This is a genomic window from Roseomonas genomospecies 6 (assembly GCF_008365375.1).
Taxonomy (GTDB): domain Bacteria; phylum Pseudomonadota; class Alphaproteobacteria; order Azospirillales; family Azospirillaceae; genus Azospirillum.
In genome coordinates, this window is sequence record NZ_QOKW01000013.1 from 110,325 (window position 1) to 124,692 (window position 14,368).

Below are 14,368 nucleotides of genomic sequence, written 5' to 3' on the forward strand. Positions count from 1 at the left end.
GCCGGTCAGGCCACGGCGTCGGCGCCCGCGGTCAGTTCCGCCAGGGTGGACAGGATGCGGTTGGGCTGGGCGGGTTTGGTCAGCACGAGGCAGCCCGCGGCCTTGGCGGCGCGCACGAGGTCGGCGGACAGTTCCCCGGTCAGCAGGATCGCGGGAACGTCCCGCCCCAGAACGCTGCGAAGGGTCTGGATGCCGACCAGCCCGTCCGTCCCGCCGGGCAGCCGGTAATCGCTGAGAATCGCCGAGGGCGCCTGAAGCGTCGCCTGGGCGGAGGCGAGGGCGGAATCGAAACAGTCCGCCGCCATCACCCCGGCCCCGGCCTGTTCCAGAAGCAAGGTCAAGGAGTTGCGCTGCAGGGGATCGTCCTCGATCACCAGCACCTGCCGTCCGGCAAGACGCCCGGCGGGGCGGACGGGGCGCGCCGGTTCCTCCGCTTGGGCCGCACCCATATGGGACAATGCCGCTTGAGGCTCCGCGGAAGGTTGCGGACGGGCGGGGGCGGGCACGCGCGGCAGGGTGACCGCGAAGACGGACCCGCGCCCGACCCGCGACCGGACGTCCAGCGGGTGGCCGAGCAGGCGCGCCGTGCGGTCGACGATGGACAGGCCCAGGCCGGCGCCGCGCGACCCGTCGCGGGCAGGGTTGCCGATCTGGTAGAACTCCTCCCAGATCGTGCCCAGCTCGGCCTTGGCGATGCCCTGGCCGCTGTCCCAGACCTCCACCCGCACCGTGTCGCCGCGGGGACGCGCCCCGACCACCACACCGCCTTCCGCCGTGTATTTGACGGCGTTGGACAGCAGGTTGCGCAAGATCGGCTGAAGCCGAGCGGGATCGCTGCGCACCCAGGCGCCGGTCGGCACCACGGTCAGCCGCAGGCCCTTGCCCTCGGCCTCCGCCCGCAACTCGGCGGCAAGCTGTTCCAGCAGCGGAGCGAGGGGGAAGGCATCGACCTTGACCGGCACCACCCCGGCCTCCAGCCGCGACAGGGTCAGAAGATCGTCGAGCAGCCGCTGTCCCGCCTGGAGCGAGGCGGAGGCCATGGCGCCCAATTGCTGGAGCGTCGGATTGGGCGCTTCCTTCAGCAGCAGTTCATGGAAGGCGGCCAGCCCCTGCAACGGCTGGCGCAGGTCGTGGCTGACGGTCGCCAGCACCTTCATCTTGGCGAGGCTGGCCGTCTCGGCGCTGCGCAGGGCCTGTTCCAGCTCGGCCGTGCGCAGCCGGACGCGCTCGTCCAGGCCCTGGTTCGCGCGCAGCAGCTCGGCCCTGACCATCTCCTCCCGCCGGGCGCCGCCCAAGGCGAGCACGAAGAGCAGGGACGCGCCGGCCAGGATGCCGCCGCTGATCGCCGCGGTCCACAGGGCGCGCTCCCGCCAGGGCGCCAGCACTTCGGACAGGGGGCGGCTTGCCACCACGACGACCGGCAGGCCGGTCAGCATCCGCGCCGCGATGATCTGCGCGCCCTCGACCACCGCCGGGCTGTCGGGCGGGTCCCAGGGCTGGGGCCAGGCGGCGGTGGGCGGGGTGACGGCGCTGTCCGGCGGCCATTCCACCAGCTTCTCCCGGTCTCCGGTGAACAGGGCCAGCCGGGCATTCTCGCCCCAGCCGGCCTCGCCGTACAGCCGTGAGAAGTAGGCGCTCTGGATGCCCACCACCGCGATGGCCAGCAGGTTTCCCTCCTCGTCGCGCAGGGCGCGGCTGATGGTGAAGCGTTCCTGGCTGATGCTGGGACCGCGCAGGCGGGAACCGACATGCAGGCCCGGCGGCGGTCCCTGCCGGGCGGCCATATGGGCCTGTGCGTAATCCCGTCCGGACAGGTCGCGCGGCGGGGCCGGGTGTTCCGCGCTGTCCAGCAGCAGCCGGCCCTGCGCGTCGAGCACCCAGACACCGCCGATCTGGGGCAGGCGTTCCGTGCGGGCGCGCATGGCGGCCTGGATGCGCTGCCCTTCGGCGGGATCGCGTCGGTCCCACCGTTCGAGCGCGTCCAGCAGCAGGCCCAATTGGGCGTCTCCCGATTCGATGGCACGGCTGGCGTGCTCGTCCAGGAGATGGGCGGTGGCGGAGAACTCGCGGAGGGCCTGTTCCAGCGTGACGTGGCGGTCGCGCGACGCCGACATGGTGGACACGCCGACGCACAGGGCGGCAAAGGTCAGGAAAGCGGCCACCAGATGGGCGCGCTGCATGCCTCCGGCTCCTTCAGGGAAATACAAGTCAAAAAAATCGAAGCGGCGAAACTATGGGCTAAGCAACAAGCCCTGGACAACTCCGCCGAAGGGCAGGGTCCATTCTTCCGAAAGAGCCAAATGCCGCGGAACGGATCGGGCGCGCAGGGCTTTGGGCGAAGGGCTCGGGTTGCATCCGGGCCTTTCCATCCCCATGTAGGAAGGGTCGAATTTCTTTGGGTCTACGGTCCGCTTGCAGGTCGCTGCGTCTGGTCCTTCCCATCGGCGATTTGATGCGAACCCGCGGCGGGAGCGCCGTGGACAACCTCGTTCAAGGAACCACCAGATGGCTACTGGAACCGTGAAATGGTTCAACACCACCAAGGGCTACGGCTTCATCCAGCCGGACGACGGCACGGATGACGTGTTCGTCCACATCTCCGCCGTGGAACGCTCGGGGATCAACATTCATGAAGGCCAGAAGCTGTCCTACGAACTCCAGCGCGATCCCAAGAAGGGCAAGAGCGCCGCGGCCAACCTGAAGGAGGCGTAATTTTCAGCTCCGATTCCTATCGGAGCCGCTCATTCAGGGGTCGGTTTCCCCCAATCCTGCAACGGCCGCTTCACAAAAGAAACGCATGCTCCATGAACCACCGGGATCGCCCGGATGGTGCCATGGGGCACGATGACGATCACAGGAGGCATGCATGGCATCCGATAACCGCAGCGCGGATCGGAATGATCTCGACTCCATGACCCGCGAGTTTCTTGCGAAGGGGGGCAAAATCGTTCAATGCCCGCCGGGGTCCTCCGACAGCGTGGTGTACAAGCGCACCTCCTTCCGCCGCCGCGGCGCCGCGAACGCCGCGGGCAAGGACGGGGCGGAGGGCGCCGCCGGCACCCCGCCGACGGATGCGGCTCCCGCCGCCGCGGAACCGGCCCCGACTCCGGCCAAGGATTGAGTTGACCGGGGGGTGACGACCGGTTTCCGGCCCGGTTCCTACCGCTTCACGGCGGCGAGCCGGGCCGGCACCGGGGGCGCGAACTTCACCCGGTCCTCCTCGTCCATCATGCCCAGCATCACCTTGCGGAAGCCCTCCACGGCTTCCGCCCCGGCCATGCGGTAGGCGCGGGCGATCCGCTGCCGCTGCGTTTCGGAAAGCTGGCGTTCCAGCTCCACGCCCTTTTCGGTCAGTTCCAGCAGACGCTGCCGCCGGTCCCGCACGCCCGTCTGCTGCTGGATGAATTCCTGCCGGACCAGTTCCCCCAGAACGCGCGACAGGCTCTGCTTGGTGATCTTCAGGATCGCCAGAAGCTCCGACACGGTGATCCTCGGGTAACGCCCGACGAAATAGATGACGCGGTGGTGCGCCCGGCCGAAGCCGATCTGCGCCAGGATCTCGTCCGGCTCCGCGGTGAATTCCCGATAGGCGTAGAACAGCAGCTCCATGCCCGTGCGAAGTTCCTCTTCGCGCAGGAAAAGCTGGTTCACGCCCGCCTTTATGTCAGCCATGTTGACGTGATCTGTGAGATTCGTTACAAATGGGTCAATAAGACAGACATAAACGAACAAAGGCCGCGAAACAAGGGCGGCTTTCGACAATTCCATTCCAAGCCCCGAGCAACGGGCCAAAGACCGAGGTAGGAACCGCCATGTCCATCCTTCCCTTCGACGACCGCGACGGCGTGATCTGGTACGACGGCGCGCTGGTGCCGTGGCGCGAAGCGAATCTGCACGTCCTGTCGCACGGCCTGCATTACGCGAGCTGCGTGTTCGAGGGCGAGCGCGTCTACAACGGCAAGGTCTTCAAGCTGACCGAGCACAGCGAGCGTCTGGCCGCCTCCGCCCGCATCCTGGGCTTCGAGCTTCCCTATACGGTGGCGGAGATCGACGCGGCGACGAACGAGACGGTGAAGGCGATGGGCTTCACCGACGCCTATGTCCGCCCGGTGGCGTGGCGCGGCAGCGAGATGATGGGCGTGGCCGCGCAGTCCAGCCGCATCCACGTCGCCATCGCCGTCTGGCAGTGGCCGAGCTATTTCAGCCCCGAGGCCAAGATGGCCGGCATCAAGCTGACCTGGGCGCCCTGGCGCCGCCCGGCCCCGGACACCGCCCCCACCGCGTCGAAGGCGGCGGGCCTCTACATGATCTGCACGCTCTCCAAGCACGCGGCGGAGGCGGAGGGCTATCAGGACGCGCTGATGCTCGACTACCGCGGCTATCTGGCCGAGGCGACCGGGGCGAACCTGTTCCTGGTGATGGACGGCAAGATCCACACCCCGAAGCCCGACTGCTTCCTGGACGGCATCACCCGCCGCACGGTGATCGACCTCGCCAAGACCCGCGGCATCGAGGTGATCGAACGCCACATCCAGCCGGAAGAGCTGGCGAACACCCAGGAAGTCTTCCTGACCGGCACCGCCGCGGAGGTCACCCCGGTCGGTCAGATCGGCGATTACCGCTTCACGCCGGGCCCCGTCTGCGAGACGCTGGTGAAGGACTACGACGCGCTGGTGCGCGGGTAACAGGGAGCCTTCGCTCTCCCTCCCCTGCGCAGCGGGGGAGGGAGCAAGCGTCAGCAAACACTCCGGACAAGCCCACGCTCGACAGCGGGGGTGGGGTGGGCCATATACTCGGTTCCCGTTCCGTACCCCTGGCGCGAGCGCACCCGCATGTCCCATCCCGTCCTGACCGCCCTCCCGCAGAAGTCCCTGCCCAAGCTGGAGGCGGGCAAGAAGTTCGAACTGGTGTCCGACTACACCCCCTCCGGCGACCAGCCGCGGGCCATCGGGGAACTGACCGCGGGACTGCGCGCGGGGGAGAAGGACCAGGTGCTGCTGGGCGTCACGGGGTCCGGTAAGACCTTCACCATGGCGCACGTCATCCAGCATGTGCAGCGCCCGACCCTGGTGCTCGCCCCGAACAAGACGCTGGCGGCGCAGCTCTATGGAGAGATGAAGTCCTTCTTCCCGAACAACGCGGTGGAATACTTCGTCTCCTACTACGATTACTACCAGCCGGAAGCCTATGTTCCGCGCACCGACACCTTCATCGAGAAGGAATCCTCGATCAACGAGCAGATCGACCGCATGCGCCACGCCGCCACGCGGTCCCTGCTGGAGCGGGACGACGTCATCATCGTCGCGTCGGTGTCCTGCATCTATGGTATCGGCTCGGTCGAGACCTATTCGGAAATGACCGTCGACCTGCGCAAGGGGGAGGTGATCGCCCAGCCCGACCTGCTGCGCAAGCTGACCGAGCTTCAGTACAAGCGCAACGACGCGGCCTTCGGGCGTGGCCTGTTCCGGGTGCGCGGCGACACGGTGGAACTGTTCCCGGCCCACATGGAGGATCGGGCGTGGCGCATCTCGCTGTTCGGCGACGAGATCGAGGGCATCCACGAGATCGACCCCCTGACCGGCGAGAAGGTCGCATCCCTTGAGGCCGTGCGCATCTACCCCAACAGCCACTATGTGACGCCCAAGCCGACGCTCAATCAGGCCATCGAGCAGATCAAGCGCGAGTTGAAGGTCCGGCTGGAGGAGTTCAACGCCCAGGGCAAGTTGCTGGAGGCGCAGCGGCTGGAGCAGCGCACGACCTTCGACATCGAGATGATGGCCGCCACCGGCGCCTGCGCCGGCATCGAGAACTACTCCCGCTATCTGACGGGCCGCGCGCCGGGCGAACCGCCGCCGACGCTGTTCGAGTATCTGCCGGGCGACGCGCTGCTGATCGTGGACGAGAGCCACGTCATGGTGCCGCAGATCGGCGGCATGTACCGCGGCGACCGGATGCGCAAGGAAACGCTGTCGGAATACGGCTTCCGCCTGCCCAGCGCCATGGACAACCGCCCCCTGAAGTTCGAGGAGTGGGAGGGCATGCGCCCGCAGACGGTCTTCGTCTCGGCCACCCCCGGCCCGTGGGAAATGGAGCGCACCGGCGGCGTCTTCGCCGAACAGGTGGTCCGCCCGACCGGCCTGATCGACCCGGAAGTCATCGTCCGCCCCACCGAAACCCAGGTGGACGACCTGATCCACGAGTGCAAGGAGGTGGTCGCGAGGGGCAACCGCGTGCTCGTCACCACCCTGACCAAGAAGATGGCGGAGGCGCTGACCGAATACATGCACGAGGCGGGGCTGCGCGTGCGCTACATCCACTCCGACGTGGAAACGCTGGAGCGCATCGAGATCATCCGCGACCTGCGGCTGGGCGCCTACGACGTGCTGGTCGGCATCAACCTGCTGCGCGAGGGTCTGGACATCCCCGAATGCTCGCTGGTCGCCATCCTGGACGCGGACAAGGAAGGCTATCTGCGCTCCAAGACCTCGCTGATCCAGACCATCGGGCGCGCCGCGCGAAACGTCGAGGGCCGGGCGATCCTCTACGCCGACAGGATCACCGGCAGCATGCAGTACGCCATCGACGAGACGGCCCGCCGCCGCGAGAAGCAGCAGGCGTACAACCTGGAGCACGGCATCACGCCGGAATCCGTGAAGAAGGCCATCGGCGACATCCTGGAGAGCGTGTACGAGCGCGGCGACCACGTCACCGTCAAGACCGGCCTGAACGCGACGGAGCTGGTCGGCCACAATCTGAAGTCCGTCATGGCCGACATGGAGAAGCGCATGAAGGCCGCCGCCGCCGATCTGGAGTTCGAGGAGGCCGCCCGCCTGCGCGACGAACTCCGCCGGCTGGAGGCGATGGACCTCGGGCTGGAGCAGCCGGGCAGCATCGGCATCAGCTCCGCCCGGCAGGGCCGCGGCATCCCCGAAGGCGCTCCGAAGAAGCAGGGGCGACGCGCCCGGCGCTGACCGCCGGCGGCGTCATTTGGGGCGGAATAATTTCCCTGCTGCGGGCGTTCATCCCGTCAGTACGGCCCGCCCACCGGGCCGGGAATCCTGGCACGGGAACGCCCACGATGACGCTCCGCTCGCTGTCCCTTCTTGTCCTGTCCGTCCTTCTGCTGTCCGGCTGCTACGTCGCCGCCGGGACGCCCGGCCCCGTCTATGGGTACGGGCACCGTTCCTATGGGTATGGGTATTACGAGCGTCCGCACTACCGCCATTACGGCCCGCCCGTCGTCCATGTCCCCCCTTCCTACGGTCATCGTGGCCGTCATCACGGCCGCCCCCACCACCCTCATCATCGGCGCGGCTGGTGGTGAGGGCCGGGCGGCGCCGGACCCCGCCCTTTGGCGGAAATCGTCGTTAACAAAGGCTCAATGCTTTGGTCCGATCATGACCTGAATACATTCGCTCCCTCTGATGCACGGCACCGGCGCACGGGGGGCGAGGCAGGGCAGGAAAGGGTCCGGGACCCATGAGCGACCAACTGAGCGACCAACTCACCAAGGACGACGTTGCCAGGCTGCTGTCGGACCCGTCTCCGAACAGCCGCTCCGAACTGGCGGTCAAGGTTGCCAAGCAGTTTTCCGCCCCCGCCTTGTCGGACAGCGAACGCAAGCTCGCCGAGGACATCATCCGCTTCATGGCCCGCGACGCGGTGGTGCGCGTGCGCCAATCGCTGGCCGAAAATCTCAAGGCCAACCCGGCGCTGCCGCGCGATGTCGCTCTGATGCTGGCGCGCGACGTGGAGGCGGTGGCGATCCCGGTCCTCAGCGTGTCCACCGTGCTGACCGACGCCGATCTCGTGGAGATCGTGCGGACGGGCACGGACGCCAAGCACACCGCCATCGCGCAGCGGCCGGCCCTGTCGGCCAGCGTCGCCGATGCGCTGATCGACACGGCATCGGAAGGGGCCGTGGCGGCTCTGATCGCCAACGAAGGCGCCGATCTGGGCGAGCGCACGCTCAACCGCGTCATCGAGCGCTTCGCCGACAGCGAAGCCGTGCAGGAACCGCTGGTCCAGCGGGCCCGCCTGCCGATCACCATCGCCGAACGGCTGGTCGCCCTGGTCTCGGAAAAGCTGCAACAGCATCTGGTGACCAACCACGATCTTCCGGCCAAGGTTGCCGCCGATCTGATCCTGCAAAGCCGCGAACGCGCCACCGTGTCCCTCTTCACGGGGGAAAGCGACGAGGGCGCGCTGGAACGGCTGGTCGCGCAATTGTCGCGCAGCGGGCGGCTGACCCCCTCGCTGCTGGTGCGGGCGCTGTGCATGGGGGATGCGGCCTTTTTCGAGACGGCTCTGTCCCATCTGGCGAACGTGCCGCTCACCAACGCCCGCCTGCTGATTCATGACGCCGGGCGGCTGGGGCTGAAATCCATCTACGACAAGGCGAAGCAGCCGCCGGCCCTTTTGCCCGCCTGCCGGATCGCGCTCGACGTGCTGAAGGAAACGCCTTACGACGGCGAGGCGCACGACATCGAACGCCACCGCCGCCGGGTGATCGAGCGAATCCTGACCCAGTACGAGGATCTGGCGGCGGAGGATCTGGACTACCTGCTCGCCAAGCTGGGCGATCTGATGCGCGACGGGGCCGATTGACGTTTGGCCTGAGGTTCGGCGCGAACGTGAAGAAATGGGCGGCCCACTCCTCTGTCGGAGCTTGGTTCGCTCGGGCCGGCCGCGGGCCCGCTGCAATGAGCGGTCACCCTACCGGCCTTGTCCGCCTCCCGCCAGCCAGGGAATCGGGCTGCCACCCCCTATCGAAGGAAGGACCCCCTTCGACGCTCGCCGCAACCACCGGAGCGGCCCCGTCCCGCTTGCCTCCTCCTGCTCTTTTCGAATACTCCGTTCGGCCCGCCGAAGCGGGTTGCCGGAACCGCCTGTTGACGGGGCATGGAGACCCTGGAGCAAATCGTTGCTTTGCAGTCGGCAGTCCGGGAGACGCTGGAGCGGAGACAGCGCCTTCTCGACCGGTCCAGAGAACGTTTGCTCTCCGCCGAGAAGGCGTTGAGAGCGTCTCGCCGCCTGATGCTGGGGAAGCACCGCGCTGAGGAACGGCCCGGAGCGGTCGCCCCAAACAACCGAGGGGCGGGGCGTGGAACATAGAAAACGGGCGGAGCCTTTCGGCCCCGCCCGTTCACACTTTATGTGTCACAATTCGCAGATTATGCGTCAGGCGACAACAACCACGGTCACACGTCCAGGTTTGCGACCTTCAGGGCGTTCTCCTGGATGAACTCGCGGCGTGGTTCGACGATGTCGCCCATCAGGGTGGAGAAGACCTCCTCCGCCTGGTCGGCGTGGTTGACCTTCACCTGCAGCAGCGAGCGCTTGACCGGGTCCAGCGTGGTTTCCCAGAGCTGGTCGGGGTTCATCTCGCCAAGGCCCTTGTAGCGCTGGATCGTCACGCCGCGGCGGCCCAACTCCATCACCGTGTCGAACAGGGCGACGGGGCCGGTCAGGCTGCGGCTTTCCTTCTGCTTTTCAAAGGCGCGGCCCGGATCGGCGTAGGCGCGCTTCAGGTCCGCCGCGATGGCGTCCAGCTTGCGGGCTTCGGCGCTCTTCAGAAGGTCGGCGTCCAGATGATGGCGGTGGGTCACGCCGCGGCGCGTCCGCACAAGCGAATAGCCGCCCTGGGGCAGGCTCTCGCCGCGCCAGCCGCCTTCCACGTCCAGCGCGTTCAGACGGGCGGCCACCGTCTCCGCCGCCCGCTGCGCCAGGGCGGAGTCCTGGGCCAGGGCGACCGACAGGGCGCCGCTCACCGCCGCCGATTCCACCACCGACAGGCTGCCGGCCTTGCGGACCAGCGTCTCGATGTGAAGGCGGGCGCTGCGGGCCTGCTCGACCAGTTCGCGCAGCGGGTCGCCGATCAGCAGGGAGCCGTCGGCGGGCCGCACGGACAGGTCGCTCAGCGCCGCCTCGATCAGATACTCCTCCAGCGCCCGGTCGTCCTTCAGGTACCGCTCCTTCGCGTTGCCGCGCTTGATGCGGTAGAGCGGCGGCTGGGCGATGTAGAGATAGCCGCGCTCGATCAGTTCCGGCATCTGGCGGAAGAAGAAGGTCAGCAACAGCGTGCGGATGTGGCTGCCGTCCACGTCCGCGTCGGTCATGATGATGATCTTGTGATAGCGCGTCTTGTCCGGGTTGAACTCGTCGCGCCCGATGCCGGTGCCCAGCGCCGCGATCAGCGTGCCGATCTCCGCCGAGGACAGCATCTTGTCGAAGCGCGCCCGCTCCACGTTCAGGATCTTGCCGCGCAGCGGCAGGATGGCCTGGAACTGGCGCGACCGGCCCTGCTTGGCCGAGCCGCCCGCCGAATCGCCCTCCACGATGAAGAGTTCGGACAGCGCCGGGTCGCGCTCCTGGCAGTCGGCCAGCTTGCCGGGCAGGGACGCGATGTCGAGCGCACCCTTGCGGCGGGTCAGTTCGCGCGCCTTGCGGGCGGCCTCACGGGCCGCGGCGGCCTCGACCACCTTCTGGACGACGCGCTTGGCGTCCGCCGGATGCTCCTCGAAATACTGGGCGAGGCATTCGCCCACCACCGCCTCGACCACCGGGCGGACTTCGGAGGAGACCAGCTTGTCCTTGGTCTGGCTGGAGAATTTCGGGTCGGGCACCTTCACCGACAGCACGCAGGTCAGCCCCTCGCGCGCGTCGTCGCCGGAGAGGTTGACCTTCTCCTTCTTCGCGATGCCCGACTCGTTGGCGTAGTTGTTGATCGCCCGCGTCAGCGCCGCGCGGAAGCCGGCGAGGTGGGTGCCGCCATCCTTCTGGGGGATGTTGTTGGTGAAGCAGAGAGTCGTCTCGTGGTAGCTGTCGTTCCACTGGAGCGAGCATTCCACGGTGACCACGCCGCCATGTTCGGTCGGGCGCTCCGCCTTGATGGAGATGGCCGGCTTGTGCAGAGGCACCTTGGAACGGTCCAGCCAGTTCACGAAGGCTTCCAACCCGCCTTCGTAATGCAGGTTCTGCACCTTCGGCTCCACCCCGCGGGCGTCAGTCAGCACCAGCCGCACGCCGGAGTTCAGGAAGGCCAGTTCGCGCAGCCGGTGCTCCAGCGTCGCGAAATCGAATTCGGTGTTGGTGAAGGTGTCCTTCGACGGCAGGAAGGTGACCTCGGTCCCGGAGAGCAGCTTCTGCCCACCATTGCCGTCATCCACCATCGGAGCTGGGCCGACGTCGGCCAGCCGCTCGTCGGCGACACCGTGGCGGAAGCGCATGAACCATTCGCGCCCGTTGCGCCAGATGCGCAGATCCAGCGTCTCCGACAGGGCGTTCACCACCGACACGCCCACGCCGTGCAGGCCGCCCGACACCTTGTAGGAGTTCTGGTTGAACTTGCCGCCGGCGTGGAGCTGGGTCATCACGACCTCCGCCGCCGACACGCCCTCTTCGGGGTGGATGTCGGTGGGGATGCCGCGCCCGTTGTCGCGCACCGTGACCGATCCGTCGGCGTTGAGCTGCACCACGACCGCGTCGCAGTAGCCGGCCAGCGCCTCGTCGATCGCGTTGTCCACGACCTCGTAGACCATGTGGTGCAGGCCGGAGCCGTCATCGGTATCGCCGATGTACATGCCCGGACGTTTGCGCACGGCGTCCAGCCCGCGCAAGACGGTGATCGATTCCGCGCCGTAATCCTGCTGCGGGAGGTCGTTCTTCAGTGCTTCCTGTGCCATGGTGCGACTATAGCAGACTGCGTTGCGTTTCGGCGGAATACCGTTCTTCGGTATGCGATTTTCTGGGCATTTCTGCCCTTTTTCGGGGGCTAGGCCGGAGTCACGGTCGCATCCTCGATGTGGAAGCGTTTGGCGGCGCCGCCCAGCGGTCCGAAGACGGCGTCGTCGGTGCCGGTCATCCAGGCCTGGGCGCCCAGCGCCAGGATCTCGTCGAACAGCGCCTCGCGCCGCTGCGGGTCCAGATGGGCGGCCACCTCGTCCAGCAGCAGCAGCGGGGCGGCCCCGCGCTCCGCCGCCAAAAGGCGGGCGTTGGCCAGCATGATGGCGATCAGCAGCGCCTTCTGCTCCCCGGTGGAGCACAGCGCCGCCGGCATGTCCTTCTGGGCATGGCGCACCGCGAGGTCGCTCTTGTGCGGCCCCAGCGTGGCGCCGCCGCTGTCCGAATCGGCCCGCCGGCTGTCGCGCAGGGAACGGCGCAGCGCGTCCTCGGCGGCCAGGGCCGGGCCTTCGTCGAGCCAGCGTTCCACCGTGCCCTGCACCGACAGGTCGGCGCCGGGGAAGGGTCCGACGGCCCGCCCGCAGGCGGCGCGCAGCCGTTGCACCACGTCGCGGCGGGCGGCGGCCACGGCGACTCCGGTGGTCGCCATCTGGTCCTCCAGCCCGCTCAGCCAGCCCTCGTCGCCGTTCCAGCCGCGGTGCCCCTCGCGCAGCAGGCGGGCGCGCTCGCGCAGGGCGTGCTCGTAGCGGCTGAGCCGACCGGCGTGGGCGGGGTCGAATCCGAAGACCAGACGGTCGAGGAAGCGGCGGCGCCCGCTGGAGCCTTCCAGGAACAGCCGGTCCATCTGCGGGGTCAGCCAGACAATGGCGACATGCTCGGCGAGCACGGTCTGGCCCTTGGCCGGGTGGCCGTCCACCCGGACGACGCGGCGGTCGCGCTCGGCTCCGGACGCCGCCTGGATGCCGATCTCGCGGCCCGTGCCGATCTCCACGGGGCCGGTGGGGGTGTCCAGCACGGCGGCGACGGCCCAGCCGGTGCCGGAGGAACCCGCGCCGGAGGATGGCCCGATCCGCTCCACCTCCGACAGCTTGGCGCCGCGCAGGCCGCGTCCGGGGGCAAGGAAGCTGACGGCCTCCAGCAGGTTTGTCTTTCCGGCGCCGTTCGGCCCGGTCAGCACCACCGGGCGGCGGTCGGGCTCCAGGCGCGCGCCGTCATAGCCGCGGAAGCGGGTCAGGGTCAGGCGCGTCACCGCCAGGGCGGCGGGTGTGTCCGCGGGAAAGGCGGAAGGAGTGAAGGTCTGTCTGGCTTCGAGCAAAGCGTCCGATCCGGGATGCGGGAACCGGGCCACCGCACCCCACGAAGACGGGGTCCTGGGAGCGTCGGCCCGAAAAGCGCCGATCCGTCGGGACCGGTCACACACGCATCGGCATCAACACGTAAAGGGCCGTGGAGTCGGCAACGTCGCGCACGATGGTCGGCGATGCGGCGTCGGCCAACGAGAAGCGCGCGCCCTCGCCCTCGATCTGCTGCGTGATATCAAGCAGATAGCGAGAGTTGAAGCCGATTTCCAGGGGGCCTTCCTGGTAATTGACCTCCAACTCCTCCGTGGCGCTGCCGGCTTCGGGGCTGGTGGCGGACAGGGTCAGCGTGCCGCGGGTCAGCGACAGCTTCACCGCCCGGCTCTTCTCGGTGGAGATGGTGGCGACGCGGTCCACGGCAGCGGCGAACAGCTTGGCGTCCACCTCCATGGTCTTGTCGTTGCCGACCGGGATCACCCGCTCGTAATCCGGGAAGGTGCCGTCGATCAGCTTGGAGGTCACCACCACCGAATCGAAGGCGAAGCGGATCTTGTTGTCCGACAGCGACAGCTCGATGCGGTCGGCGGCCTCGTCGATCAGCTTGCGGATCTCGTTCACGGTCTTGCGCGGAACGATCACGCCTGGGATGCCGGCGGCGCCTTCCGGCAGCGGCATCTCGACCCGCGCCAGACGGTGGCCGTCGGTCGCCACGGCGCGCAGCACCGGCAGCTCGGACCCGCCCGCCTTGGCCTTGGCGGCGTGCAGATAGATGCCGTTCAGGTAATAGCGCGTCTCTTCGGTCGAAATGGCGAAGCGGGTGCGGTCCACCAGCGCCCGCAGGTCGCCCGCCGTCAGATCGAAACGGTGCGGCAGGTCGCCGCCGGAAAGCTGCGGGAAATCCTCGACCGGCAGGCAGGACAGCTTGAACTGCGACCGGCCCGCGCGCAGCGTCAGAATCGTGCCGTCGCCGCCGATGTCCAGCTCCACCTGGCTGCCGTCGGGCAGCTTGCGCACGATGTCGTACAGCGTGTGGGCCGGGGCGGTGGTGCCGCCCGCGCGGGTCACCGTGGCCGGGACCGTTTCGACGATCTCCAGGTCCATGTCGGTGGCGGCCAGCGACAACTCGCCGTCATTCGCCCGCAACAGAACGTTGGACAGGATCGGAATGGTGTTCCTGCGCTCCACCACGCTCTGCACATGACCAAGGGACCGGAGAAGGGCGGCGCGTTCGATGATGATGTTCATGCTGGTCGTCGTCTCGGCAGGTCGTGTTTTTGTGCGGTTTGCAGGCGTACCCATGCCGGTCCGGCCACAGTCCAACGGGCCGGAACGGGCGCGCATGATACCACAACGTCGGATTTGCCGAACCAAATTCGTTCGGGAGGGGG

11 protein-coding genes are annotated in these 14,368 nt (G+C 68.0%); 6 read left to right on the forward strand and 5 right to left on the reverse strand.

The window, feature by feature from the left end; genetic code table 11:
* Window positions 1-5 precede the first annotated feature (5 nt).
* Entirely contained in the window at window positions 6-2,180 is a 2,175-nt protein-coding gene (locus tag DS843_RS17350; RefSeq protein ID WP_149470119.1) for a hybrid sensor histidine kinase/response regulator, read from the reverse strand.
* A gap of 325 nt (window positions 2,181-2,505) precedes the next feature.
* On the opposite strand from DS843_RS17350, the gene DS843_RS17355 reads away from it, so the two are divergent.
* Together DS843_RS17355 and DS843_RS17360 are read left to right on the forward strand one after the other, a co-directional pair.
* Complete coding sequence (locus DS843_RS17355; RefSeq protein ID WP_149470120.1) at window positions 2,506-2,712, forward strand: cold-shock protein; 207 nt, start codon at window positions 2,506-2,508, stop codon at window positions 2,710-2,712.
* Window positions 2,713-2,866: 154 nt separating this feature from the next.
* On the forward strand, window positions 2,867-3,121 hold the full coding sequence (locus DS843_RS17360) for a hypothetical protein (RefSeq protein WP_149470121.1): 255 nt from the start codon (window positions 2,867-2,869) through the stop codon (window positions 3,119-3,121).
* A gap of 38 nt (window positions 3,122-3,159) precedes the next feature.
* On the opposite strand, the gene DS843_RS17365 is transcribed toward DS843_RS17360, so the two are convergent.
* Complete coding sequence (locus DS843_RS17365) at window positions 3,160-3,672, reverse strand: MarR family winged helix-turn-helix transcriptional regulator (protein WP_145672527.1); 513 nt, start codon at window positions 3,670-3,672, stop codon at window positions 3,160-3,162.
* A 140-nt stretch (window positions 3,673-3,812) separates the two neighbouring features.
* Here DS843_RS17365 and DS843_RS17370 point away from each other — a divergent pair, with 140 nt between their 5' ends.
* The 4 genes from DS843_RS17370 (at window position 3,813) to spbR (ending at window position 8,607) form a co-directional block, all read left to right on the forward strand.
* On the forward strand, window positions 3,813-4,685 hold the full coding sequence (locus DS843_RS17370) for a branched-chain amino acid aminotransferase (RefSeq protein ID WP_149470122.1): 873 nt from the start codon (window positions 3,813-3,815) through the stop codon (window positions 4,683-4,685).
* 147 nt (window positions 4,686-4,832) lie between these two features.
* Window positions 4,833-6,971, forward strand: coding sequence for an excinuclease ABC subunit UvrB (gene uvrB, locus DS843_RS17375; RefSeq protein ID WP_149470123.1), 2,139 nt, complete (start codon window positions 4,833-4,835; stop codon window positions 6,969-6,971).
* 107 nt (window positions 6,972-7,078) lie between these two features.
* Window positions 7,079-7,324, forward strand: coding sequence for a neuropeptide-like protein 29 (locus tag DS843_RS17380; RefSeq protein WP_149470124.1), 246 nt, complete (start codon window positions 7,079-7,081; stop codon window positions 7,322-7,324).
* Between the two features lie 155 nt (window positions 7,325-7,479).
* On the forward strand, window positions 7,480-8,607 hold the full coding sequence (gene spbR, locus DS843_RS17385) for a SpbR family protein (RefSeq protein ID WP_149470125.1): 1,128 nt from the start codon (window positions 7,480-7,482) through the stop codon (window positions 8,605-8,607).
* A 593-nt stretch (window positions 8,608-9,200) separates the two neighbouring features.
* On the opposite strand, the gene gyrB is transcribed toward spbR, so the two are convergent.
* The 3 genes from gyrB to dnaN all read right to left on the reverse strand — a co-directional run bounded on the left by gyrB (window position 9,201) and on the right by dnaN (window position 14,225).
* Window positions 9,201-11,684, reverse strand: a complete 2,484-nt coding sequence (gene gyrB, locus DS843_RS17390) for a DNA topoisomerase (ATP-hydrolyzing) subunit B (RefSeq protein ID WP_149470126.1) — start codon at window positions 11,682-11,684, stop codon at window positions 9,201-9,203.
* Between the two features lie 89 nt (window positions 11,685-11,773).
* Window positions 11,774-12,997 carry a DNA replication/repair protein RecF gene (recF, locus tag DS843_RS17395; protein ID WP_286192153.1) on the reverse strand — a complete coding sequence of 408 codons (1,224 nt, stop codon included), beginning with the start codon at window positions 12,995-12,997 and terminating at the stop codon, window positions 11,774-11,776.
* 97 nt (window positions 12,998-13,094) lie between these two features.
* Window positions 13,095-14,225 (reverse strand): DNA polymerase III subunit beta, encoded by a 1,131-nt coding sequence (dnaN, locus tag DS843_RS17400; protein ID WP_149470127.1) that lies wholly within the window; start codon window positions 14,223-14,225, stop codon window positions 13,095-13,097.
* Window positions 14,226-14,368 lie beyond the last annotated feature (143 nt).

Bases quoted from the DNA above. Each gene is read 5' to 3' on its own strand.
- DS843_RS17380 (WP_149470124.1), top strand. From the start codon at position 7,079: ATGACGCTCCGCTCGCTGTCCCTTCTTGTCCTGTCCGTCCTTCTGCTG.
- uvrB (WP_149470123.1), top strand. From the start codon at position 4,833: ATGTCCCATCCCGTCCTGACCGCCCTCCCGCAGAAGTCCCTGCCCAAG.
- DS843_RS17350 (WP_149470119.1), bottom strand. From the start codon at position 2,180: ATGCAGCGCGCCCATCTGGTGGCCGCTTTCCTGACCTTTGCCGCCCTG.
- dnaN (WP_149470127.1), bottom strand. From the start codon at position 14,225: ATGAACATCATCATCGAACGCGCCGCCCTTCTCCGGTCCCTTGGTCAT.
- DS843_RS17365 (WP_145672527.1), bottom strand. From the start codon at position 3,672: ATGGCTGACATAAAGGCGGGCGTGAACCAGCTTTTCCTGCGCGAAGAG.
- spbR (WP_149470125.1), top strand. From the start codon at position 7,480: ATGAGCGACCAACTGAGCGACCAACTCACCAAGGACGACGTTGCCAGG.
- DS843_RS17355 (WP_149470120.1), top strand. From the start codon at position 2,506: ATGGCTACTGGAACCGTGAAATGGTTCAACACCACCAAGGGCTACGGC.
- gyrB (WP_149470126.1), bottom strand. From the start codon at position 11,684: ATGGCACAGGAAGCACTGAAGAACGACCTCCCGCAGCAGGATTACGGC.
- DS843_RS17360 (WP_149470121.1), top strand. From the start codon at position 2,867: ATGGCATCCGATAACCGCAGCGCGGATCGGAATGATCTCGACTCCATG.
- DS843_RS17370 (WP_149470122.1), top strand. From the start codon at position 3,813: ATGTCCATCCTTCCCTTCGACGACCGCGACGGCGTGATCTGGTACGAC.